Raw genomic sequence first — 23,648 nt, 5'->3', positions numbered from 1 at the left:
TGGCCGATTACGCCTGCTTGGCCCCGTGCGAACTCCGCATGAATGCTCTGTGGCATCAACCCTGTGCGGGCTGTAACGGATCCAGGATTGGTCTTGACCAAGGGTGGGCGCAGGCCTATGGTCGCAGGGATAGTGCAGGAACCTTTAATAAACAAGGGCGCTAAAAAGCCGCCGGTCAACGGCGATTGCGGAGGACAGGGTGGGGACCACGCAGCTCGAATCGGTGCCGGAGCCGAAGTACTGGCACCTGAAGACCGTGCTCAGTGAGGCGCTCGACTCCGAGTTCGCGGTGGGGGAGATCCTGCCGAACGAGCGTGAGCTGGCCGCCCGCTTCGGCGTCGCCCGCGCCACGCTCCGCCAGGCACTCGAACAGCTCGAACTGGAAGGGCGGCTGCAGCGCCGCCGCGGCGTGGGCACGACCGTGGCCCCGCCCCGGATGGGTGTGGCCGTCGGCTCCGCGCAGGGCACCTGGCCCGGCGCGGCCGGCGACGCCTGGCAGCCCGCCGACTGCGCTCCGGCTCTCCCGCCCGCGGCCGTCGCCCGCATGCTGGAGACCCTCCCCGACGAGCAGGTCCACATCGTGCGCCGCACCCGCGTCTCCCAGGGGCAGCCCGTCGCCGCCGAACTGCTGTACGTCCCGATGTCCTCGGTCGCCGAGCTGACCGGCATGGACGCCCCGTCCGGCGCCGCCCGCGCGCGCGTGGTGCTGCGCGAGCTGGCCCGGCTCGCCCTCGAAGGACAGGACAGGGCCGTCGAACTGGGCTCGGCCCGCGCGGACGACGCCAAGGCGCTCGACCGGCTGCCGGGCGCACCGGTCCTCCTCGTGACGACCCGCTTCTTCGCCGAGGGCCGCACGGCCGCGGTCTCCGTGGCGACCTACCGCGCGGACACCTGCCGGCTCACCTTCGGCGACGCCGGCGGCGTCGAGATCCACCACGGCCCGGAGCGCCGCGCTTCCTGACCGCCGATTGGCACCGTCCGCCCCTCACCGGCGGGCGGTGACCGTGCCCTCCACGGCGAACAGCTGCTCCTCGACGTGGTCGAGCGCCAGCCGCAGCGCCCCCGTCGCCACCGCCGCCTCGCCGAGCGCCGACAGCGCTACGCGGGGCGGCCGCAGGCAGTAGCGCGCCAGCTCCCGGCGCAGCGGCTCCAGTACGCCGTCCAGCCCCGCCGCCCAGCCGCCCACCACGACCAGTTCGGGGTCGAGGGCGAGCACGAGGGCCGCGACATCGTGCACCAGGCGCTGGATGAAGCGTTCCACCGCCGCCCGCGCGCGTTCGTCGCCTTCCTTGGCATGGGCGAAGACCTCGGCGACCGCCTGCTCGTCCAGCGGGTGCAGCGGCTCGTCCGTGGTGGAGAGCAGCGTCTCCGGGGTGACCTCGCGGCCCAGCAGATGCAGCGCGCCGATCTCGCCCGCCGCGCCGCCGTAGCCGCGGTGCAGCCGGCCGCCGATCAGCGAACCGGCCCCCGGGCTCAGCCCCGCGAGGACGAACACCACGTCGTCGGTGTCGGTCGCCGCGCCCTTCCAGTGCTCGGCCACGGCCGCCGCGTTGGCGTCGTTCTCCACCAGGACCGGGCACTTGAAGGAACGGCGCAGCCGCTCACCGAGCTGAAGGCCCGTCCACTCGGGCAGCGCCGTGCTCAGCCGTACCGTGCCGTCCGCCTCCAAGATGCCGGGGCTGCCCACCCCGACCGCCCGCAGCGAGCTGCGGGCTATTCCCGCGCGGCGCAGCAGCTCGGCCACCGTGGTGCGCAGGCGTTCGAGCCGCTCGTCCGCGGGAGCCTCCTCGGAGACCTCCTTCGAGGCCGTGCCGAGGACCTTGCCGTGCAGGTCCGAAAGGACGGCCGCGACCCGGTGCGGGCCGATCTCCAGGCCCAGCAGATGACCCGCCTCGGCCCGGAAGCGGAACTTCCGGGCGGGCCGCCCCTGGCGCCGGGCGCCGCTGTCCTCGGCCGCGGACTCCACCACGAGCCCGGCCTCGATGAGCCCCTCGACGACCCCCTCGACGGTGGGCCGGGAGAGCCCGGTCACTCGGGTGATCTCCGTGAGCGTCGCCAGATCCGCGGCGCGCAGCGCGTGCAGCACCACCGCGGAGTTGATCCGCCGCAACAGAGAGGGATCCCCGCCGGTCAGCTGCCCCAACGTACGTCCTCCCAGCTCGTGCGCGTGATGGCCGGATCGTACTCGTAACAGGGGGCAGCGGCGAGCGCAGGGCCCGCTGACCCGTTGTCAGTGGCGCCCGCTTTACTGGGCGTCATGAGTACCGCACAGCATCTCGCCGCGATCGACCTGCTGCGCTCACGGGAGTTTCCCGCGGAGCACGGCAGGTCGGAGTGCGGCTGCGAGGGCCCCGGGTACCACGAGGCGGAGTTACTGACGAGCGACTCCTTCTGGGAGGACGACGGTACGCGTCGCCACCTCGCCGAGGAGCAGTACGAGGCGGAGCGGGACGGGCTGACGGTCCTGCTCACCGACCGCTGGGGCCCACCCCAGCGGTTCAGCCTGGCCAGTGTCTTCGAGCGGACCTTGGACACAGCCCCGCCGGCCGGGGGCGACGCCGGGGCCGAGGAGATACCGGAGCCGTGGGCCCGGCTCAGCGCGTCCGTGCCGGACCTGCACCTGTGGCACGTGGACGGCCGCTGGATCGCCCTCGGCATCGCCCGGTGGGACAAGGAGCTGCCCTTCCAACTCCTCGCCGTCGTCACCGAGATCGACCCGCCCTGAGGTGCGGAGCCGCCGTGTCGACGTCCTCGAAGAAGCGGGCCACGTCCGCCGGCGTCACCTGGTCGAGTCCGGCGGGCGACCAGCGCGGCCTGCGGCTCTTGTCGATGACCTGGGCCCTGATGCCCTCCGGAAGGTCGGGCAGGGCGAGCGCGGTACAGGACACGCGGTACTCCTGGTCGAGTACGGCCTCCAGGGAGGGCAGTTCGCGGGCCCGGCGCAGCGAGGCCAGGGTGACCTTCAGCGCGGTCGGCGACCGCGTCAGGATCGTCTCGGCCGCCTCCTTCGCCTGCCGCTCACCACAGGCGTACAGCCGTTCGATGATCTCCTCGACGGTGTCCGCTGCGTAGCAGTGGTCGATCCACTCCCGGCACGCGGCGAGTTCGCCCGCCGGAGCCGGCCGCCCGAAGCGCCGTACGGCCTCGGACACCTCGGTGTCGCCGAGCGCCGCGGTGAACTCCGTCAGGAACCGCGAGGGCACGTAGTGATCGGCCAGTCCGCACAGCAGCGCGTCACCCGCGCCCACGGCCGTGCCGGTCAGCGCGAGATGCGTGCCCAGCTCGCCGGGGGTGCGCGTGAGCAGGTAGGTGCCGCCCACGTCGGGCACGAAACCGATGCCGGTCTCCGGCATCGCGACCCGCGAGCGCTCGGTGACCACCCGCACGTCGCCGTGGGCCGAGACGCCCACGCCGCCGCCCATCACGATGCCGTCCATGACGGCGACGTACGGCTTCGGGTAGCGGGCGATCCGGGCGTTCAGGCGGTACTCGTCCCGCCAGAACGCGGCCGACGCGCTCCCGTCGCCCGCCTTCACGTCGTCGTGGATGGAGCGGATGTCGCCGCCCGCGCACAGCCCCCGCTCCCCGGCGCCGGTGAGGACCACCGTCGCGACCGACGCGTCGTCCTCCCAGGCGGTGAGGGCGTCGGCCAGCAGCCGCACCATGGCGTGGTCGAGGGCGTTGATGGCCCGCGGCCGGTTCAGGACGACATGCCCGGCGCGGCCCGCACGGCGGACCAGGACGGGGGAGTCGGCGCGGGGGTCGTTCATGGTGCGGGTGGCTCCGATCGGTGGGGGGAGGGCGGCGGACCCCGTTCAGTCCGGCGGCGCCGGACGGCCGCCGCCCTGGAACGCGTCGAGGATCCGCTCGGCGGCCGACGTGGCCGTCAACGTACCCTCCCGCACGCGCTGCTCGAGCTCGGGGGCCACCCGCCGCACCTCCGCGTGCGCCAGGAGCCGGCCGAGCAGCTCGTCCCGCACCGTCGACCACGTCCAGTCGACCTGCTGGTCACGGCGCTTGGCCGCCAGCCGGCCGGTCGAGTCCAGGAGCGTGCGGTGCTGCTCGACGCGCTCCCACAGCGTGTCCAGGCCGCTGGACTCGCGGGCACTGCACGTGAGGACCGGAGGCGTCCACGCGGCGTCGGCCGGGTGCATCAGCCGCAGCGCGCCCGCCAGTTCCCGGGCCGCCGAGCGCGCGTCCCGCTCGTGCGGGCCGTCCGCCTTGTTCACGGCGATCACGTCCGCGAGTTCGAGGACGCCCTTCTTGATGCCCTGCAATTGATCACCCGTGCGGGCCAGGGTCAGCAGCAGGAACGTGTCGACCATGTTCGCGACCGTCGTCTCCGACTGGCCGACGCCCACGGTCTCCACCAGCACCACGTCGTAGCCCGCCGCCTCCATCACCACGATCGACTCCCGCGTCGCCTTGGCGACCCCGCCGAGTGTCCCGGCGGAAGGGGAAGGACGCACGAACGCGGCGGGATCCAGCGAAAGCCGCTCCATCCGCGTCTTGTCACCGAGGATGGAACCGCCCGTGCGCGTGGACGACGGGTCGACGGCGAGCACCGCGACCCGGTGGCCGAGCGAGGTGAGCATCGTGCCGAGCGCGTCGATGAACGTGGACTTGCCGACGCCCGGCACCCCGCTGATGCCGACCCGCCGGGCCCGCCCGCTGTGCGGCAGCAGCGCGGACAGCAACTGCTGGGCCGGCGCGCGGTGCTGCGGCCGGGTCGACTCGACGAGGGTGATGGCGCGCGCGACAAACGCGCGCTTCCCGTCGAGGACGCCCTTCACGTACGCGTCGATGTCGATCGTCACAGGCATGGGTCGGCGCTCACCGGCTCACAGGTCGTGGCCGAGGTCGGCCGCCAGTCGGTTCACCAGGTCGTACGCCGCGTCCGGGATCACCGTGCCGGGCGGGAACACCGCGGTGGCACCCGCCGCGTGCAGCGCCTCGACGTCCTGCGGAGGGATCACCCCGCCCACCACGATCATGATGTCCTCGCGGCCCTCGGCGGCCAGTTCCTCGCGCAGCGCCGGTACGAGGGTCAGGTGCCCGGCGGCCAGCGACGAGACGCCCACGATGTGCACGTCCGCCTCGACCGCCTGACGGGCGACCTCGGCCGGGGTCTGGAAGAGCGGGCCGACGTCCACGTCGAAGCCGAGGTCGGCGAAGGCGCTGGCGATCACCTTCTGGCCGCGGTCGTGGCCGTCCTGGCCCATCTTGGCGACCAGGATGCGCGGCCGGCGCCCCTCGGCCTCGTCGAAGGCGTCCACCAGCGCGCGGGTGCGCTCGACGGAAGGGGACTGGCCTGCTTCGGTGCGGTACACACCGGAGATCGTACGGATCTGGCCCGCGTGCCGCCCGTACACGCTCTCCAACGCGTCGGAGATCTCACCGACCGTCGCCTTCGCGCGGGCCGCGTCGACCGCGAGCGCCAGCAGGTTGCCCTCCAGGCCGGAGCCGGCGCCCGGGCCGCGCTCGGCCGCCGCGGTGAGCGCCCGCAGCGCGTCCTGGCAGGCCGCCTCGTCGCGCTCCTCGCGCAGGCGCCGCAGCTTGTCGATCTGCTGGGCACGCACCGAGGAGTTGTCGACGGCCCGGACGTCGATCCGCTCGTCGGTCTCCACCCGGTACTTGTTGACGCCGATGACGGGCTGGCGCCCCGAGTCGATGCGGGCCTGCGTGCGCGCGGCGGCCTCCTCGACGCGCAGCTTCGGGATGCCGGCGTCGATGGCCTGCGCCATGCCGCCCGCCGCCTCGACCTCCTCGATGTGCTGCCAGGCACGGCGGGCCAGGTCGTACGTCAGCTTCTCCACGTACGCGCTGCCGCCCCACGGGTCGATCGTCCGCGTCGTCCCCGACTCCTGCTGGATCAGCAGCTGGGTGTTGCGGGCGATCCGCGCGGAGAAGTCGGTCGGCAGGGCGAGCGCCTCGTCGAGGGCGTTCGTGTGCAGGGACTGGGTGTGCCCCTGCGTGGCCGCCATCGCCTCGACACAGGTCCGGGTGACGTTGTTGAACACGTCCTGCGCGGTCAGCGACCAGCCCGACGTCTGCGAATGGGTGCGCAGCGAGAGGGACTTGGCGTTCTTCGGGTCGAACTGCCTGACCAGCTTCGCCCACAGCAGGCGCGCCGCGCGGAGCTTGGCGACCTCCATGAAGAAGTTCATGCCGATCGCCCAGAAGAAGGAGAGCCGGGGCGCGAACGCGTCGACGTCGAGGCCCGCCTCCTGCCCGGCCCGCAGATACTCCACGCCGTCGGCGAGCGTGTACGCCAGCTCCAGATCGGCCGTCGCACCCGCTTCCTGGATGTGGTACCCGGAGATGGAGATGGAGTTGTAGCGCGGCATCTTCTGCGAGGTGTACGCGAAGATGTCGGAGATGATCCGCATCGAGGGCTTCGGCGGATAGATGTAGGTGTTGCGGACCATGAACTCCTTGAGGATGTCGTTCTGGATGGTCCCGGCCAGCTTCTCCGGCGGCACACCCTGTTCCTCGGCCGCCACGATGTACAGCGCGAGCACGGGAAGCACGGCGCCGTTCATGGTCATCGACACCGTCATCTTGTCCAGCGGAATGCCGTCGAAGAGCTGACGCATGTCATAGATGGAGTCGATCGCCACACCCGCCATGCCCACGTCACCGGTGACGCGCGGGTGATCGCTGTCGTACCCCCGGTGCGTCGGCAGGTCGAAGGCGACCGACAGGCCCTTCTGACCCGCCGCGAGATTGCGGCGGTAGAAGGCGTTGGACTCCTCGGCCGTGGAGAACCCCGCGTACTGCCGGATCGTCCAGGGCTGGTTCACGTACATCGTCGGGTAGGGCCCGCGCAGATACGGGGCGACCCCGGGATAGGTGTCCAGGAAGTCCAGGCCCTCCAGGTCGGCGCCCGTGTACAGCGGCTTGACCGCGATGCCCTCGGGCGTCTCCCACAAGAGGTCGCTCTCGGACCTGCCCGTCGTCTCCTTCACGGCGGTGCGCCACTGGTCGTCGGAGCCCTTCGCGCCCGAGCCGGGCCCGAGGTCGACGGAGGAGAAGTCGGGGATGCGCATTACGCCACTCCCATGCGGTCGAGGGTGGAGGAGAGCACGGCCACGGCGTCACAGCCGGCGAAGACCTGCGTGTCGACGCCGGGGTGGTCACCGCGTCCCGCGAGGAACACGTGGTCCGCGCCCGCCTCCCTGAGCGCCAGGGCGACCGCTTCGGCCTGCTCGGCGTAGAGCGCGTCGCTGGAACACAGGCACGCCACGGAAGCCCCGCTCGCCTTGAAGGCGTCGGCGGCCGTCGCCGCGTCCACGGTGGCCGGTTCGTGCACGGCCTCGATGCCGCCCGCCTGGAAGAGGTTGGCGGCGAAGGAGGCCCGCGCGGTGTGCGCGGCGGCGGGGCCGAGCGCGGCGAGGAAGACCCTGGGGCGCGCGCCGGTCGCCGCCAGGTGCGCGTCCGAGCGGGTACGCAGCTCCTCGTACGCCTCGTCACGGCGCACCCGCGGCAGACCGCCGGCCGGCGCGGCCGGTGCGGCCTCGCGCGCCACGGGCCGCTCCGCGAGGTGCGGGAACTCGCTGACACCGGTGATCGGTTCACGGCGCCGGGCGAGCCTCGCGCGGCGCTCGGCCCAGGTGGCGGCCAGCCGCTCACCGATCATCCCGGAGCGCAGGGCCGCCGACTGGCCGCCCGCGCGCTCGATCTCCTGGAAGAACTCCCAGGCGGCATGCGCGAGTTCCTCGGTGAGCCGCTCCACGTACCAGGAGCCGCCCGCCGGATCGATCACCCGGGCCAGATGCGACTCCTCGATCAGGATCGTGGACGTGTTGCGCGCGATGCGGCGCGCGAACGCGTCGGGCAGGCCCAGCGAGTGGTCGAACGGCAGCACGGTGACGGCGTCGGCGCCGCCGACGCCCGCGCCCAGACACGCCACCGTCGTGCGCAGCATGTTCACCCACGGATCGCGACGCGTCATCATCACCGGCGAGGTCACGGCGTGCTGACGCTGCGCTCCGGCGGAGGGCGCCCCGCACACCTCGGCGACGCGCGCCCAAAGGCGCCTCGCCGCACGGAACTTGGCGATGGTCAGGAACTGGTCGGCGGTGGCCGCGTAGCGGAACTCCAGCTGCGCGCACGCCTCTTCGACCGACAGCCCGGCCCCGGTCAGCTCCCGCAGGTAGGCCACGCCCGTGGCGAGGGAGGCGGCCAGCTCCTGCGCGGCCGAACCGCCCGCCTCGTGGTACGGCAGCGCGTCCACGGCCAGGGCGCGAAGACCCGGGTACTCCCGCCCGCACAACCGCGCCAGCTCGACGGCCTCGGACGGCTCCATCGCCTCGCCGGTACGGGCCTCGTGGCCGAGCACATCCGCCCCGAGCGTGCCGCGCGCCGACTCCTTGGGGACGCCCGCCGCCTCGTACAGGCGCAGCAGCTCGCGCGCGGCGGACCCGAACTCGGCGCCGGCGTCGAGCGCGACCGGCGCCAGGTCGAGATAGACGCCGTCCAGCGCCCGGGCCAGCCCGGACACCGGTACGCCGCCGGCGCCCACGCCGAGCCACAGTGAGGTGACGCCGTTCTCCAGGTCGCCGAGCACGGCTTCGTTCATCCGGGCGGGATCGGTGCTCGCGTGCCGCTGGCGCACGTCCCAGCCCGTGGCGGCGTTGCCGCCGGGGGTGCCGCCCCGTACGAAGGGGGCGAAACCGGGATGGCCGGCAGCGGGCGCGGCGTCGCGGGAGGTGTACAGGGGGCGGGTGGTGAGCCCGTCCTCCAGGGAGGTGGACAGCGCTTCCTCGGCCGCCGCTCCCGATGCTTCTCCACCCGACTTGCGCAGCACGCCCTCCACCAGGCGCTGCCACTGCTCATGGGTCGCATCAGGGAACTCGGCGGCCAGGGAAAGCCCGTCGTCAGGCAGGACCGTCATGCCCTGATGCTAGGGCGCAACCCATGGCACGCGGTGCCACCACGGGCTGTGACCTTGCCCTCTTCTGATCGCTCTTGATCTCGAACGAGCGGACGGCTATTACCGGCCATCCGTGCGGCGGGCATGGACACGTCGGAGCACGCCTCACGCGGAGGCACGCGGTGAGGACTGCGGCCGGGCGGCGGGTTCTCCCGTCGCGTACCGGACGTACTCATGGTGCAGTCGGAACCCCGCGGTCCAGGCCAGCAACCGGCTCGGCCGGTCGTGGCGCCCGCACGACCAGCTCGCGAGGCGGCCGCGCTCGACGATGTCCGCGCACAGGGCGGTGACACAGGCCAGCGCCAGATGCTCGCGGCGCCGCTCGGGGGTGGTGAGCACGGCCACGTCCTCGTACGCCTCACCCACGAAGTATCCGCAGGCGACGGCGGCGATCCGGCCGCCCCGGTCGAACGCGGCCCACCCGTGCCCGGAGGCGGCAAGACCGGCCGGACCACCCCAACTGGCGTGGATCCAGGCGGCGCCGGGGGAGAGGCCGGCGAGCGCGGGGGCGTCGTCGGGCACCAGCCGGCGCACGCCCACACCGCGTGGCGGACGCGGTGCGGCCACCGGTTCCCGGTGCACGTACACCATGCGCTCGGCCGGCAGGACCCGGTCGAAGGCGGCGCCGAGCACCGGCAGGAAACGGACGGGCGCCTCCACCTGGCTGTGCGCGAACGGGGTCAGGAACGCGGGGTCGACGCTCCCCGGGTCACCGTCCAGGAGTACGTGACCCGCGCACGAGACGGCCATGGCGCGCGGTCTCGGCGCGCGGTCGCCCCACCAGGTGCCCACCCCGGTGGCGGCGACGTGCTCGGGCAGGCACGCGGGCCCGGGTGCCCCGGCGGCGAACCAGCTGGGCGCGGTGGTCAGGCGGTGCGAGGGAAGCCGAATCATGAGCCGCTCCTCCGTAGTGAGACCTTCGAGCGAGACCTTCGGGTGATCTTTGAGCGAGACCTTCCGGTGAGACCTTCGGGTGAAAAATTCGAGCGGGCGGAGCGAGCGCCGCTGGCCCGCGCCGCCCCCGGAGCACGCCCTTCCACCGGGCTGCCCCCTCACGCCGGGTTCCCATCCCGGCGGCTCCGCAACGGAACCGGTGCGCGCGCTCGCGGCCGGGCCGCGCACCGCGCCCCCCGCCATCCAACTGGCTCGTGTAAGCGCGTTCAAGAGGGCCTGGTCACGGTTGACGCGCCCCTGATGCGGGTGGTGCCGGTGGTGCCGGCGCGCCAGGATCGCGTCAGCGCGCGGCACTGCCGCGTCAACGACGCGTTATCGACGGTCGGTTGGCACTCAGTGCCGGGCATAACGTCTCCGTACGTCTTCTCTCTCCACCTTGCTTCTCTCTCACCGGAGGAACCCCATGGCAGAGCTTCTGTGCGGCGAGGACCCCGAGCCCTGTGAAACCGGCCCGGCCGGGCCGCTGTACGTCCCCGCCTGGCCGGGGCCCGCGGGCCGCGTGGCCCGTCTGTTCCGCACGCCCGTCGGCGAGCGCACCGCCGTCGCCTTCACCAGCGCGGTGCGCCTGAGCGACGCCCTCGGCCCCCGGCAGGCGTGGATCAGGCTCTCCGAACCCGCACTGCGCTCCCTGGTCGTGCCCTTGGGCGTGCGCGGCATCGTCGTCGACCCGCGCCTGGCCGCGCAGCCCGTCGGACCGGCGGCCATCCGCCCCGGCGAGCGGCATGACACCGGTCGGCACCGGCGCGAGCCGCGACCGGCGCCCGCGCCACAGACCCGTACGGCGGACACGGCGACGCCGGCCGGCGCACAGCCCCTCCGGATCGGCTGAGAACGAGGCGAAAGGGATGCCTGCCATGAAGACCCTCCCCGAACTCCCGTCCCCGCCCCTGACGGCCCCCCTGCCCGAGGCCCCCGGCGCCCCGGCCGACGGGGACCAGGCCGACGGGGACCTGGCCGTATGGCCCACCACCAGCGCACCGCTCGCGCACGGCGACATCGCCGTCGGCGGGGTCGCGCTCACCGACGTGGCCGAGCGGTTCGGCACCCCCGTCTACCTCCTCGACGAAGCCGATGTGCGGGCCCGGTGCCGCCGCTATCTGCGGGCCTTCGAGGGCGCCGAAGTGCTCTACGCCGCCAAGGCGTTCCTGTGCCGTGCCATGGCGCACTGGATCGACGAGGAGGGCCTCGGACTCGACGTCTGCTCGGCGGGGGAGCTGGAACTGGCCGTCACCACGGGCTTCCCACCGGAGCGCATCGTGCTGCACGGCAACGCCAAGAGCCCGCACGACCTGCGGGCCGCGCTGCGGCTCGGCGTCGGCCGCATCGTCATCGACAGCGCGTCGGAGATCGCACGCCTGGCCGCCGCCGTGCCGCCGGACGGCCGTCAGAAGGTGATGGTGCGCGTGGTGCCGGGCATCGCGGCCGGCGGGCATGTGAAGATCCGGACGGGAACGGACGACCAGAAGTTCGGCCTGTCCCTCACCGACGGCTCGGCGCAGCACGCCATCGCCCGCATAGTCGGCCAGCCCACGCTGGACCTGGTGGGCCTGCACTGCCATCTCGGCTCGCAGATCACCACGGACAAGCCCTACCTGTGCGCGGTCCGCCGGCTGGTCGGGCTGATGGCGCGGATCAAGGACCAGCACGGCTTGACCCTCCCCGAACTGGACCTCGGCGGCGGCCACGGCATCGCGTACCGCCCGGGGGAGGAGTCGCTCGACATCACCTCCCTCGCCCGCAAGGTCCGCGCCGAGCTGGTGGAGAGCTGCGCGGCGGCGGGCCTGCCCGTGCCGCGGCTCGTCGTGGAACCGGGGCGGGCGATCGCCGGACCCGCCGGGGTGGTGCTCTACCGGGTGCTCGCGGTCAAGCGGACCGGCGGGCAGACCTTCGTCGCGGTCGACGGCGGCATGAGCGACAACCCGCGGCCCGCGCTGTACGGGGTGCGGTACGCGCCCCGCCTGGTCGGCCGGCGCACCGCGGCCGGGCCGGAGGCGATGACGGTGGTCGGGCGGCACTGCGAGGCGGGCGACATCCTCGCCTCGGGCGTACCGCTCCCGGGCGACACGCGGCCCGGCGACCTGCTCGCCCTCCCGGTGGCCGGCGCGTACCACCTGTCGATGGCGTCCGGGTACAACCTCGTCGGCCGCCCGCCCGTGGTCGCGGTGGCCGACGGCCACGCCCGGCTGCTCGTCCGCCGCGAATCACTGGAGGACTTCCGCAGGAGGGACGTGGGGCTGTAAACCCTTGGGCACGCGCGCGGCCCCGGGGCAGCACACCCCGGGGCCGCCGCGACGGCAGGAGCCCTAGAGAATCGCGCCCGGCGTGTACGCCGCCGCCTGCGGGTGCTCCTTGAGCAGCGCCTCGATCTGCGTGACGACCGCGGCGACCTGGTCGCTCGCCGCGCCCGTGAAGGACAGCTTGTCGGCCATCAGCTCGTCGAGCTGCGCGCGGTCCAGCGGAATGCGGGAGTCCGCGGCGAGCTTGTCGAGCAGTTCGTTGCGCTCGGCGCCCTGCTCGCGCATGGCGAGCGCGGCGGCGACCGCGTTCTCCTTGATGGCCTCGTGGGCCTCCTCCCGGCCGACGCCGGCGCGCACCGAGGCCATCAGGACCTTGGTGGTGGCGAGGAAGGGGAGGTAGCGGTCCAGCTCACGCGCGACGACCGCCGGGAAGGCACCGAACTCGTCGAGCACGGTCAGGAAGGTCTCCAGGAGGCCGTCGAGCGCGAAGAACGCGTCGGGCAGCGCGACCCGGCGCACGACGGAGCAGGAGACGTCGCCCTCGTTCCACTGGTCGCCCGCCAGCTCGCCGGTCATCGAGGCGTAGCCGCGCAGGATGACGGTGAGGCCGTTGACGCGCTCGCAGGAGCGGGTGTTCATCTTGTGCGGCATCGCGGACGAGCCGACCTGGCCCGGCTTGAAGCCCTCGGTGACCAGCTCGTGCCCGGCCATCAGCCGGATCGTCTTGGCGAGCGAGGACGGCGCCGAGGCGACCTGCACCAGGGCGGTGACGACCTCGTAGTCCAGCGACCGCGGGTAGACCTGGCCCACCGAGGTGAACGCGCGCTCGAAGCCGAGGTGCCCGGCGATGCGGTCCTCCAGCTCGGTCAGCTTGCCCGCGTCGCCGCCGAGCAGGTCGAGCATGTCCTGCGCGGTGCCGACCGGGCCCTTGATGCCGCGCAGGGGATAGCGGCCGAGGAGGTCGTCGAGGCGGCGGTAGGCGACGAGCAGCTCGTCGGCGCCGGTCGCGAAGCGCTTGCCCAGCGTGGTCGCCTGCGCGGCGACATTGTGCGAGCGGCCGGCCATGACCAGCTCGGCGTACTCGCCGGCGAGCTTGCCGAGCCGTGCGAGGACCGCGACGGTGCGCGAGCGGATCAGCTCCAGGGAGAGCCGGATCTGGAGCTGCTCGACGTTCTCGGTGAGGTCGCGCGAGGTCATGCCCTTGTGCACGTGCTCGTGCCCGGCGAGGGCGTTGAACTCCTCGATGCGGGCCTTCACGTCGTGGCGCGTGACCTTTTCGCGTTCGGCGATGGAGGCCAGGTCGACCTGGTCGAGGACGCGCTCGTAGTCGGCGATGGCGGCGTCCGGGACGTCGATCCCGAGGTCCTTCTGCGCCCGCAGCACGGCGAGCCAGAGCTGACGCTCCAGCCTCACCTTCTGCTCGGGCGACCAGAGGAGGGCGAGCTCGGCGGAGGCATAACGTCCCGCGAGGACGTTCGGGATACGGGGCTTTGCAGGCGCGGCAGTCACGTGTACGGATTCTACTGGGCGTTCATGCAGGCCAGCGCCACGCCCCCGTTCGTCGGAAGCTACGAGAGCCGACGGGGGAGAGCTGAGACGCGAGGGGAGCCGCTAGAAGAGCGGGCCGTCGTAGGGGAGCAGCTCGGGACGCTTGGGCGGGCGGCCGTCACCGGAGGAGCGGCCGGTGAGGCGGCGGCCGATCCACGGCACGAGGTGCTGCTTGGCGAACCGCGCGTCGGCGATGCGGCGCCTGGCCCAGGTGAGGGGCACGGCGGCCGCCAGCGGCGTACGCCAGTCCTCCTCGGGCGGGTGGCCGAGGGCCTGCCACACGGCCTCGGCGACCCTGCGGTGCCCCTCGGCCGTCAGGTGCAGCCGGTCCACGTCCCACATGCGCTGGTCGCCGAGGGCCGGGGCGCCGTAGAGATCGACGACCAGCGCGTCGTGGCGGGAGGCCAGGTCGTCGATGTGGGCGAACAGCTCCTCCATGCGCGGCCGGAACCGCTCCATCACGGGGCCGTTCCGGCCGGGGCTGCGCATCAGGACGAGCTGCTTGCAGGACGGGGCGAGGCGTTCGACGGCCTCCTCCAACAGGTCGCGCACGCGGTGCATGTCGCACTTGGGGCGCAGTGTGTCATTCAGCCCGCCCACCAGGGTCACCACGTCGGCCCGCATCGCGGCCGCCACGTCCACCTGCTCGGCGACGATCTGGCCGATCAGCTTGCCGCGCACCGCGAGGTTCGCGTACCGGAAGCCGGGGCTGTGCGCCGCCATGCGGCCGGCGAGGAGGTCGGCCCAGCCGCGGTAGGTGCCGTCGGGCTGCAGGTCCGACATGCCCTCGGTGAAGGAGTCGCCGACCGCGACGAGACTGGTGTAGTTGGCATTCATCTGCATGGCGAGAGAGATCGTATCCCGCCTCCGTGGGCCGGGGCCCCGGAGGCGGGTGGGTCAGACGGGCTGGCCGAACAGCTCCCGCAGGACGTCCTCCATGGTGACCATCCCGGCGAGCCTGCCGTCGGAGCCGAGCACCGCCGCGACATGCGTACGGCTGCCCCGCATCGCGGTCAGCACGTCGTCGAGCGGCGTCGTCTCGCGGACCTGGGCGATCTTCCGCATGTCGGGCACCCGGAACGGCAGGTCGCGCGGCGCCCGGTCCAGGGCGTCCTTGACGTGCAGATAGCCGACGATGCGCCGGCCCTCGTCGACGACCGGGAAGCGGGAGAAGCCGGACTCGGCCGACAGGCTCTCCAGCTTCTCCGGAGTGACGCCCACGCGCGCGTAGACGACGTCCTCCAGCGGCAGGACCACGTCCTTGACCGGGCGGCGGCCCAGCTCCAGCGCGTCGTGCAGGCGCTCCTGCGCGCGGCCGTCGATCAGGCCCGCGTCACCGGAGTCCTTGACCATGCGGGCCAGGTCGTCGTCCGAGAAGCTCGCCGAGACCTCGTCCTTCGCCTCGACCCGCAACAGCTTCAGCAGGCCGTTGGCGAACGCGTTGATCGCGAAGATCACCGGGCGCAGCGCCCGGGCGAGCGCCACGAGGGGCGGACCGAGCAGCAGCGCGGTGCGCACCGGCTCGGCGAGCGCGATGTTCTTCGGGATCATCTCGCCGAGCAGCATGTGCAGATACGTCGCCAGCGCCAGCGCGATGACGAACGAGATGGGGTGCACCAGGCCGTGCGGCACGCCGACCCCGTCGAACACGGGCTCCAGGAGGTGCGCGATCGCGGGCTCGGCGACGACGCCGAGGACGAGCGTGCACAGCGTGATGCCCAGCTGGGCCGCGGCCAGCAGCGCCGAGACGTGCTGGAGGCCCCACATCACGCTCTTGGCGCGCCGGTCGCCCTCCTCGGCGTGCGGTTCGATCTGGCTGCGGCGTACGGAGATCAGGGCGAACTCGGCGCCCACGAAGAAGGCGTTGACGACGAGTGTCGCGAAGCCGATCAGCAGTTGGATGACGGTCATCGGGCGTCCTCCGCCTCGTCCTCGGTCAGCGGGGCGTGCAGCAGCACGCGGGCGGCGCGGTGTCCGGCGGCGTCCGTGACGTCGAGCCGCCAGCCACCGACCTCCACGCTGTCGCCGACGGCCGGGATGCGGCCCAGCTCGGTCGCGACGAGTCCGGCGAGCGTCTCGTACGGCCCGTCGGGCGCCCGCAGGCCTACGCGCGCGAGCTGGTCGGTGCGGGCGGCGCCGTCCGCGGAGTAGAGCGTCCTGCCGTCCTCGTCGGCCCCCGCGGTGGCGATGTCGGGCGTCTCGTGCGGATCGTGCTCGTCCCGCACCTCGCCGACGACCTCCTCGACGATGTCCTCCAGGGTGGCGACACCGGCGGTGCCGCCGTACTCGTCGATGACCACGGCCATCGTCCGCTTGCCCGAGAGCCGGTCGAGGAGCCGGTCCACGGTCAGCGACTCCGGCACGAGCAGGGGCTCGCGCATCAGTTCGGCGACCGATACCCGCGGCCTGCGTTCGGCGGGCACGGTGAGCACGTCCTTGATGTGCGCGACGCCCACGACCGAGTCGAGGTTGCCGCGGTAGACGGGGAAGCGGGACAGGCCGGTCGCCCGGGTGGCGTTCGCGACGTCCTCGCAGGTGGCGTGGACGTCGAGGGCCATGACCTGGACGCGCGGCGTCATCACGTTCTCCGCGCTGAGGTCGGCGAGGTTCAGCGTGCGCACGAACAGCTCGGCGGTGTCCGCCTCCAGCGCGCCCTCCCGCGCCGAGTGCCGGGCCAGGGCCACCAGCTCCTTGGGGCCGCGCGCGGAGGCCAGCTCCTCGGCGGGCTCGATGCCGAAGCGGCGTACGGAACGGTTGGCCGTGTTGTTCAGATGCGCGATGAACGGCCGGAACGCGGCGCTGAACAGCCGCTGCGCCGTCGCCACGCGCTTGGCGACGGCGAGCGGCGAGGAGATCGCCCAGTTCTTGGGGACCAGCTCACCGATGACCATCAAGAAGACCGTCGACAGTGCCGTGCCGATGACGAGGGCCACCGAGGACGCGGCCGAGGCGGGCAGGCCGAGGTCGCGCAGCGGGCCCGCGATCAGCTTGGCGATCGAGGGCTCGGAGAGCATGCCGACCACGAGATTGGTGACGGTGATGCCGAGCTGGGCGCCGGAGAGCTGGAAGGTCAGGTTCTTGACGGCCTTGAGGGCGCCGGCGGCGCCGCGCTCGCCACGTTCGGCGGCCCGTTCGAGTTCGCTGCGCTCGACCGTGGTGAGGGAGAACTCCGCCGCGACGAAGACACCGCATGCCACACAGAGCAGCACCGCCACGAGGAGCAGGAGCACTTCGGTCATCGGGTCACCTCCGTCCCATGATCGGGCAGGGGCGGGAGGAATGCGCGATGTCGGGTACTGGGAGGCTCGCCCATGGGCGGACGCTCACACCTTTCAGTGGGATACGAGTGATGCGCCCATGGTAAAGGATCAGCAAAGGCGCTTGCGAACGCCGGGGGAGGCGCCGGGGGTGCCGCATGGCGGTGCTCAGTCCGTGAGGGGCTTCACCCAGCGGCTCCACTGCGGCTCGGGGGCGTAGCCGGCCGCGCGCCAGGTGTGGTGGGCGAGTTCGTTGCCGTCGAGGACCATCGCGTCGCCGCGCCGCCCGCCGAGGCGTACGAACCGCTCCTCGGCGGCGGCCAGCAGCGCCGAGCCCACGCCTTGGCGGCGGTGCTCCGGGTGCACGGCGAGGCGGTAGAGGTGGCAGCGCCAGCCGTCGAAGCCCGCGATGACCGTGCCGGCGAGTTCCCCGCCGCGCTCGGCGAGGATCAGCGCCCCGGGGTCACGGGCCACGAGGCGCTCCACCCCGGTGCTGTCGTCACTGATGCTCGTGCCCTCGGCGGCCACCTTCCAGAAGGCGAGCACCGCGTCCAGGTCCTCGGGTGCGGCGGCCCGTATGCGCAGATCGTTCATGGCTCCATCTCATCATCGGCCCCGGGACGGCGGGCACGGGTTTCGGGATGCGGACCGAGGGGTGCTCGGTGGCGTCCTGGTACCCCCTCACCCCCGGAACTCACGCGAAACAGACCCGCGCCCACCCCGTCGTGCCGCCGCCCTCACTCGTGCGCGATGGCCGCCAGCACGTTCATGCGGGAGGCCCGCAGGGCGGGCAGCAGCGCCGCCACCAGGCCCACGACCACGGAGCCGACCACCACCGCGACGATCGTCGTCCACGGGAAGGCGAGTTCCGCCATGCCCTGGAGGGCGAGCACCTGCTGCACGGCGACGCCCCAGACGAGGCCGAGCGCGAGACCGAGCAGGGCGCCGAACACCGCGATCACCACCGACTCCAGGCGGATCATCCGGCGCAGTTGACGCCGCCCGAGTCCGATGGCGCGCAGCAGCCCGATCTCGCGGGTGCGCTCCACGACCGACAGCGCGAGGGTGTTGACCACGCCCAGCACCGCGATGACGATCGCGAGGCCCAGCAGCGCGTAGACGAGGTAGAGCATCACGGCGATCTGCTGCCGGATCAGCTCCTTGTAGTCGGCCTGGTCACGCACCTGGACCTGCGGATACGGGTCGAGGGTCTTCTCCAGGCGTGCGCGCAGGGTGTCGGCGTCCGTGCCGGCGGCCGCGTTGACGTACACCGCGGAGTCCTGTCCGTCCGGCACGTGCTTTTCGAGCGTGCCGAGCCCGAGGAACAGTCCTCCCTCGACGCCGAACCCCTTGGGTGAGCCCTGATCGGTGAACGCCCCCACGGTCAGCTTCGCCTCGCGTCCGCCGGGGAACGTCGCCCTCAGCACGTCACCGACGCGCACCCGGTGTTTCTGCGCGAATTCCCTGTCCATGCCGAGGTGCCCGGGCGCCAGCGCGGCCCGCGAGTTCCCCTTGGCATAGGTGACGTGGGCGATGTCGTCGAGCCGGGGGTCGTAGCCCGCCGCGGTCGACTCGACGTGCCGGCCGTCGGGCAGCGCCAGTTCCAGGGGGCTGAAGCGCTGGCGTACGACGAGACCCGCGCCGTCGGTGTCCTCGATCTTCCCGGTGACCTCCGGTGAGAACGGCATGAAGTTGCTGTTCTGCACCACGAAGTCCGCACCGAGCGTCTCGTCGATCCGCCGGTCGAACGACGCGGTCATCGAAGCGCTCGCCACCGAGAGGCCGCCGACCAGCGCCAGCCCCACCATCAGGGCGGCCGCCGTGGCCCCCGTGCGCCGCGGATTGCGCAGCGCGTTGCGCTGGCTCATCCGGCCGACCGGACCGAACACGGCGGGGAAGGCGCCGCCCAGCACCCGGATCACCGGGCGCACCAGGAGAGGGCCCGCGATGACGGTCGCGACCAGGGTCAAGACGATGCCGAGCCCGAGGAAGGACGCCGCCGAGGACGCCTCGTCGGCGGCCGCGCAGCCGACCAGCGCGGCGGCCCCGGCCGCCCCGACCACGCAACCGGCCACCGCCCGCACCCTCAGCGGCCGCCCCACCCCGGCGATCTCGGCGTCCGCGAGCGCCGCCATCGGCGAGACATGGGCGGCCCGGCGCGCCGGGAGGTACGCCGCGACGAAGGTGACGCCGACCCCGACGACGTACGAGGCCACAGGGGTCGCCCAGGTGACGACCAGCTCCGTCGACTTGAGGTTCATCCCGAGCAGGCCCAGCAGCTCGATGAGGCCGAGGGCCAGGCCGACGCCGGCGGCCAGCCCCAGTGTCGAGCCGAGCAGGCCGAGCAGCAGCGCCTCGACGAGCACGGAACGCCGCACCTGCCTGCGGTCGGCGCCCAGCGCGCGCAGCAGGCCCAGCTCCCGGGTGCGCTGCGCGATCAGCATCGAGAAGGTGTTGACGATGAGGAAGACGCCCACCAGCACCGCGACACCGGCGAAGCCGAGCATCACGTACTTGACGACGTCCAGGAAGCCGCCGAGCGAGGCGGCGGCGGAGTCGGCCTGCTCGTCGGCGGTCTCCAGCTCGTAGCCCGAGCCGACCGCGGCGGTGATCCTGCGCTTGAGGGTGTCGTCGTCGACGCCCTCGGCGGCGGTCACCGAGATGCTCGTCGCCGTGTCCGCCGTGCCGAGGAGCCGGCGCTGGGCCGTCGGGGTGTCCAGGAAGACGAGGGCGGCGCCGGGGTTGGTGGTGGTGAAGGTGGCGATGCCGACGACCTCGACCTCGAACGAGCCGGGGCGGGCGAGGATCGTGAGGGTGTCGCCGATCCCGACGTTCTTCTTGTCGGCCGTGTCCGCGTCGAGCATCGCCTGGCCGGCGCCGTGCGGGGCACGGCCCGAGGTCAGCTCCACGGGGCTGCGGTCGGTGGGGTACCAGTTGGTGGCGACGGTCGGCGCGCCGGTGGTCGGACCCACCGACTCGTTGTCGCGGTCGACGACGGTGACGTTCTGGACGGACACGTCGATGTGGGCGTCCGCGACACCACTGACCTTCGCGACCTTCTCCTTCAGGCCGGCCGGGACGGTCGGCGTGCGCCCGGAGGGCACCGCCTCTTTGAGATCGTCCTTCGGCGCGACCATCACGTCCGCCGAAGTGGAGGCGAACAGCCGGTCGAAGGTACGGGTCACCGTGTCCGAGAAGATCAGGCTGCCCGCCACGAACGCGACCGACAGGATGACGGCGAGTGCGGACAGCACGAGCCGGCCCTTGTGCGCGAGGAAGCTCCTGAGCGTCGCCTTCAGCACCGCGTCCCCCGTCTCAACTCGGCCCGGACGAGCCGTCGGTGGGCGTGTGCCGGGTGGCTCTGTCGTGCGCCTCGCGACTCTGCCGGCCTCCGAGGGGGTCGGGCGCCTTCGCGTGCAGGGTGTCGAACCGCTTCATGCGTTCGAGTACGGCGTCGGCCGTCGGCCGCTCCATGTCGTCCACGATCCGCCCGTCGCCGAGGAAGAGCACCAGATCGGAGTGGGCCGCGGCGCCCGGGTCGTGCGTCACCATGACGACGGTCTGTCCGAGCTGGTCGACCGCCTCGCGCAGGAAGCCGAGGACCTCCAGACCGGCCCGCGAGTCGAGGTTGCCCGTCGGCTCGTCGGCGAAGATCAGCTCGGGCTTCGACGCCAGCGCCCGCGCGCAGGCCACCCGCTGCTGCTGCCCCCCGGACAGCTGCGCGGGACGGTGCCGCAGCCGATCGCGCAGACCCAGCGTGTCGATCACGTGGTCCAGCCACTGAGGGTCGGGCCGCTGCCCCGCGATGTCCATCGGGAGCGTCATGTTCTCCAGCGCGTCGAGCGTGGGAATGAGGTTGAACGACTGGAACATGAAGCCGATGCGGTCGCGCCGCAGCCGCGTCAGCTCCCGCTCCTTGAGCCCGGTGATCTCCGTGTCGCCGAGCCAGACCTGGCCCGCCGAGACGCTGTCGAGCCCGGCCAGGCAGTGCATCAGCGTGGACTTGCCCGAACCCGAGGGGCCCATGACAGCGGTGAAACGCTCGCGCGCGATGTCCACGTCGACCGAGTCGAGAGCGAGCACGGTCGTCTCGCCCGAGCCGTACGCCTTCGTCAGACCGCGGGCGCGCGCGGCGGTCCCGGCGCGGCCCGAGCGGCCGGTGGACGGTGCCGAAGCAGGTGTGGACAAGGCCGCCTCCTGGGTTGTGCCCGTGCCAACTCCCTTGATTTTGCAGAGAGTAGTGGGACGGACCGGCCTCGCGGTATCCCTCCGAGGTCGGGGCCCAAGGCGTTTGTAAGGGGCATGGTCCCAGCGCCCTTGTCGCGCTAGCACGCCGACGCTAGCGTGAAGGCATGGCGAAGACTCAGCTGAACGTGCGGGTGGACGAGGACACCGCCCGGGCCGCGCGCGAGCGCGCCCTGGCCCGAGGCATGAGCGTGAACCGCTACATAGAGGAACTCGTGAAACAGGACGCCGGCGAGATCGGGCACACGTTCGTCGAGGCGGCGGCCGATTTCATGAAGCAGTACGAGTCCGTCTTCGCGGAGGAGTTCGGCGCCGAGCGTGAGGGCACCAGGCCGCTCCGCGAGCCCGTCCGCCCCGTGCGCACGCTCCAGGAGAGCGCGCGGCCGCTCGGTGAAGGTCGACGTTGAGCCGTTGAACGTCAGAATCGATCTTGCCTGGCTGCTGATGATCGCCGAACACAAGACGCCCGGAGACCCCCAGGTCACCGACTGGGGCGCGCTCGTCGCCGCCCTCAGCCGGTACGAGGCGGAGATATTCGGCACACCCGTCTACGAAACCCCGCACGACCGGGCCGCGGCGCTCCTCCAAGTGCTGCTCCACATCCCCGCGTTGGAACGCTCCAACGCGCTCTTCGCCTCCTCCGTCGCCTACGCCTACCTCGTCTCCAGCGGCCTGAAGGTCGTCACCTCGCCCGAGCAGGTGCGCGACCTCGCCCGCCTGGTGAAGGAGGAGGGCGCGAGCGTGCACGCCATCGCGGAGCGGCTGCGGCAGTGGAGCCTGTGACCCGCCCTCCCGCGGGGGCTTCGCCCGGTTCCGGACGTCAGGAGTCCGCCGGGCGGCGCGCCGTGCCGAGCACGCAGTACGAGGTGGGCAGGCGCGGCCCCTTCGCGGGCACCAGGACATGCCGGTAGGCGCCCAGTTCGAAACCCGCCTCGCGCAGGGCTCCCAGCGTGTCCCGCGAGACATGGCAGCCGCCGAAGAGCGGGGGCCACACCGTGCGGTCCAGGACCCGCTGGACGGCCGCCATCCCGGGGCCCGGCGCCCGGCCGTGCTCGAAGAAACGCAGCTCACCGCCGGGCCTCAGGACCCGGCGCAGCTCCCTGAGGGCCCGCCGCAGGTCACGCACGCTGCACAGCACGAGCGAGACGACGGCCGCGTCGAACGCCTCGCTCTTGACGGGGAGCGCCTCGGCGGCGCCCGGCACCACGTCGACCGGGACATCGGCGCGCAGGGCCGCCGCCACGGCCAGCCGCCGCAGGACGCGCTCCGGTTCGACGGCGACGACCTCGCCGACCGCTCGCGGATAGTGCGCGAAGTTCAGTCCGTTGCCCGCCCCGACCTCGATCACCCGGCCGCCGAGACCGGCGAGGAGTTCCCTGCGGTGGACGGAGATCACGGGCTCGGCGGCGACGCTCTGACGGGCGTAGAAGCGCGCGAAGACGGGGTGGTGCACGGCGTCACGGGACGCCGGCTCGGCGGAGCGCGGTGACATGGGGCCCTCCTCGGCGGGGCGACGAGCGGAGACCGCGCCGCACCGCGACGCGGATACCGCCATGGTGCCCCGGTGCGGGGCATTCCCCTCCTCTCCCGTCCGCGACGGCGAGTCCCGCGCGGAAGCGGGCGGGGAGGGCGCCGCTGCGTGCGACCGGGCGTGGCGCGCGGACCTCACGGTGCCCCGGGCCCACCCGGCCGACCGACACCGGCTCGACCGTGCCCGGGGCGCCGGCGCCTCAGCTCGCCGCCGCGCCCGCCCCCGGCGCCTCACGGCGGGTGAAGGACTCCGCGTCCCACGTGCCGCCCAGCGCGGGGCCGAGCCAGTTCGGTGCCGAGGTGCGGAAGGAGGGGCCGGTCAGGGAGCCGGCGCCTTCCGGGACCGCGCCCAGCAGCGGCACGGTCGCCGACGCGGGGAGGTCCGCGAGGTTGCAGCGGGACGCCAGGTCGGGGTTTGTCGGCCAGCTGCCGATGACGACACCCAGGCTCTCCACGCCGCGCGCCCGCAGCGCCTCCGCCGTCAACGTCGTCGTGTTCAGCGTGCCGAGGCCCGCCGTCGTGACCACCAGGACCGGCGCGCCGAGCAGCCTCGCCGCGTCGGCCAGCGTGCCGCCCTCGTCATCGAGGCGGACGAGCAGCCCGCCCGCCCCCTCGACCAGGACCAGGTCGTATTCGGTGGCCAGCTTCGCCGCGGCGTCCGCCACGTCGCGCGGGCGCACCGGTGCCATCCCGGCCCGCCGCGCCGCGGTGTTCGGCGCCAAGGGCTCGGGGAAACGGGCGAGTTCGAGCGTGGTGACGCCCTCACCCGCCAGCCGCGTCACCTCCTGCGCGTCGCCAGGCTCGCCGGGCCCGACCCCGGTCTGCGCGGGCTTGAGCACGGCGACACTGCGCCCCGCGGTCAGCGCGACCGCGGCCACCGCCGCCGTCGTCACCGTCTTGCCGATCTCCGTGCCCGTCCCGGACACCACGATCACCGTCATG

21 protein-coding genes are annotated in these 23,648 nt (G+C 72.9%); 6 read left to right on the top strand and 15 right to left on the bottom strand.

Annotation, left to right across the window (positions count from 1 at the left end):
• Nucleotides 1-199 precede the first annotated feature (199 nt).
• A complete protein-coding gene (locus ACZ5GP_RS10820) occupies nt 200-961 on the top strand; it encodes a GntR family transcriptional regulator (RefSeq protein WP_468750517.1) in 762 nt (253 codons plus the stop codon).
• Nucleotides 962-985: 24 nt separating this feature from the next.
• Here ACZ5GP_RS10820 and ACZ5GP_RS10815 read toward each other — a convergent pair whose 3' ends face one another.
• Nucleotides 986-2,143, bottom strand: coding sequence for an ROK family transcriptional regulator (locus tag ACZ5GP_RS10815; RefSeq protein WP_468750516.1), 1,158 nt, complete (start codon nt 2,141-2,143; stop codon nt 986-988).
• A 114-nt stretch (nt 2,144-2,257) separates the two neighbouring features.
• On the opposite strand from ACZ5GP_RS10815, the gene ACZ5GP_RS10810 reads away from it, so the two are divergent.
• On the top strand, nt 2,258-2,725 hold the full coding sequence (locus ACZ5GP_RS10810) for a hypothetical protein (protein ID WP_468750515.1): 468 nt from the start codon (nt 2,258-2,260) through the stop codon (nt 2,723-2,725).
• On the opposite strand, the gene ACZ5GP_RS10805 is transcribed toward ACZ5GP_RS10810, so the two are convergent.
• The 5 genes from ACZ5GP_RS10805 to ACZ5GP_RS10785 all read right to left on the bottom strand — a co-directional run bounded on the left by ACZ5GP_RS10805 (nt 2,703) and on the right by ACZ5GP_RS10785 (nt 9,829).
• The gene (locus tag ACZ5GP_RS10805) at nt 2,703-3,770 is read right to left on the bottom strand and encodes an enoyl-CoA hydratase/isomerase family protein (protein WP_468750514.1); all 1,068 of its coding nucleotides are present in this window, start codon (nt 3,768-3,770) and stop codon (nt 2,703-2,705) included. The two genes, ACZ5GP_RS10810 and ACZ5GP_RS10805, sit on opposite strands and share 23 nt — an antisense overlap.
• A gap of 45 nt (nt 3,771-3,815) precedes the next feature.
• On the bottom strand, nt 3,816-4,823 hold the full coding sequence (meaB, locus tag ACZ5GP_RS10800; protein WP_468750513.1) for a methylmalonyl Co-A mutase-associated GTPase MeaB: 1,008 nt from the start codon (nt 4,821-4,823) through the stop codon (nt 3,816-3,818).
• A gap of 18 nt (nt 4,824-4,841) precedes the next feature.
• A complete protein-coding gene (scpA, locus tag ACZ5GP_RS10795; protein ID WP_468750512.1) occupies nt 4,842-7,049 on the bottom strand; it encodes a methylmalonyl-CoA mutase in 2,208 nt (735 codons plus the stop codon).
• On the bottom strand, nt 7,049-8,896 hold the full coding sequence (locus ACZ5GP_RS10790) for a methylmalonyl-CoA mutase family protein (RefSeq protein ID WP_468750511.1): 1,848 nt from the start codon (nt 8,894-8,896) through the stop codon (nt 7,049-7,051). The genes scpA and ACZ5GP_RS10790 overlap by 1 nt, the downstream gene beginning before the upstream one ends.
• 144 nt (nt 8,897-9,040) lie before the next feature.
• Nucleotides 9,041-9,829 (bottom strand): GNAT family N-acetyltransferase, encoded by a 789-nt coding sequence (locus ACZ5GP_RS10785; RefSeq protein WP_468750510.1) that lies wholly within the window; start codon nt 9,827-9,829, stop codon nt 9,041-9,043.
• 463 nt (nt 9,830-10,292) lie between these two features.
• Between ACZ5GP_RS10785 and ACZ5GP_RS10780 the strand changes: the two genes are divergently transcribed.
• Together ACZ5GP_RS10780 and lysA are read left to right on the top strand one after the other, a co-directional pair.
• Nucleotides 10,293-10,718, top strand: a complete 426-nt coding sequence (locus ACZ5GP_RS10780) for an SAV_915 family protein (RefSeq protein ID WP_468750509.1) — start codon at nt 10,293-10,295, stop codon at nt 10,716-10,718.
• A gap of 25 nt (nt 10,719-10,743) precedes the next feature.
• A complete protein-coding gene (gene lysA, locus ACZ5GP_RS10775; protein WP_468750508.1) occupies nt 10,744-12,129 on the top strand; it encodes a diaminopimelate decarboxylase in 1,386 nt (461 codons plus the stop codon).
• 63 nt (nt 12,130-12,192) lie between these two features.
• On the opposite strand, the gene purB is transcribed toward lysA, so the two are convergent.
• The 7 genes from purB to ACZ5GP_RS10740 all read right to left on the bottom strand — a co-directional run bounded on the left by purB (nt 12,193) and on the right by ACZ5GP_RS10740 (nt 21,119).
• Nucleotides 12,193-13,635: an adenylosuccinate lyase gene (purB, locus tag ACZ5GP_RS10770; RefSeq protein ID WP_468750507.1), complete on the bottom strand. Its 1,443-nt coding sequence runs from the start codon at nt 13,633-13,635 to the stop codon at nt 12,193-12,195.
• A gap of 102 nt (nt 13,636-13,737) precedes the next feature.
• Entirely contained in the window at nt 13,738-14,517 is a 780-nt protein-coding gene (locus ACZ5GP_RS10765) for an SGNH/GDSL hydrolase family protein (protein ID WP_468750506.1), read from the bottom strand.
• Between the two features lie 54 nt (nt 14,518-14,571).
• Entirely contained in the window at nt 14,572-15,585 is a 1,014-nt protein-coding gene (locus ACZ5GP_RS10760; RefSeq protein ID WP_468750505.1) for a hemolysin family protein, read from the bottom strand.
• The gene (locus ACZ5GP_RS10755; RefSeq protein ID WP_468750504.1) at nt 15,582-16,913 is read right to left on the bottom strand and encodes a hemolysin family protein; all 1,332 of its coding nucleotides are present in this window, start codon (nt 16,911-16,913) and stop codon (nt 15,582-15,584) included. The genes ACZ5GP_RS10760 and ACZ5GP_RS10755 overlap by 4 nt, the downstream gene beginning before the upstream one ends.
• 186 nt (nt 16,914-17,099) lie before the next feature.
• Complete coding sequence (locus ACZ5GP_RS10750; protein WP_468750503.1) at nt 17,100-17,525, bottom strand: GNAT family N-acetyltransferase; 426 nt, start codon at nt 17,523-17,525, stop codon at nt 17,100-17,102.
• 143 nt (nt 17,526-17,668) lie between these two features.
• A complete protein-coding gene (locus tag ACZ5GP_RS10745) occupies nt 17,669-20,233 on the bottom strand; it encodes an ABC transporter permease (protein WP_468750502.1) in 2,565 nt (854 codons plus the stop codon).
• Between the two features lie 13 nt (nt 20,234-20,246).
• Nucleotides 20,247-21,119, bottom strand: coding sequence for an ABC transporter ATP-binding protein (locus tag ACZ5GP_RS10740; RefSeq protein WP_468750501.1), 873 nt, complete (start codon nt 21,117-21,119; stop codon nt 20,247-20,249).
• A gap of 164 nt (nt 21,120-21,283) precedes the next feature.
• On the opposite strand from ACZ5GP_RS10740, the gene ACZ5GP_RS10735 reads away from it, so the two are divergent.
• Both ACZ5GP_RS10735 and ACZ5GP_RS10730 read left to right on the top strand, forming a co-directional pair.
• Entirely contained in the window at nt 21,284-21,583 is a 300-nt protein-coding gene (locus ACZ5GP_RS10735; protein ID WP_468750500.1) for an antitoxin, read from the top strand.
• Between the two features lie 4 nt (nt 21,584-21,587).
• Nucleotides 21,588-21,959, top strand: coding sequence for a fic family toxin-antitoxin system, toxin component (locus ACZ5GP_RS10730; protein ID WP_358584676.1), 372 nt, complete (start codon nt 21,588-21,590; stop codon nt 21,957-21,959).
• Between the two features lie 37 nt (nt 21,960-21,996).
• Here the strand turns inward: ACZ5GP_RS10730 and ACZ5GP_RS10725 are convergent, their stop codons facing one another.
• Together ACZ5GP_RS10725 and bioD are read right to left on the bottom strand one after the other, a co-directional pair.
• Complete coding sequence (locus ACZ5GP_RS10725; protein ID WP_468750499.1) at nt 21,997-22,668, bottom strand: class I SAM-dependent methyltransferase; 672 nt, start codon at nt 22,666-22,668, stop codon at nt 21,997-21,999.
• A 238-nt stretch (nt 22,669-22,906) separates the two neighbouring features.
• Entirely contained in the window at nt 22,907-23,647 is a 741-nt protein-coding gene (gene bioD, locus ACZ5GP_RS10720; protein ID WP_468750498.1) for a dethiobiotin synthase, read from the bottom strand.
• Nucleotide 23,648: the final 1 nt, after the last annotated feature.

The sequence above is a fragment of the Streptomyces sp. NPDC031466 genome, assembly GCF_055581265.1.
Note: the sequence above shows the minus strand (reverse complement) of the source record. Positions and strands in the feature narration are given on the sequence as shown.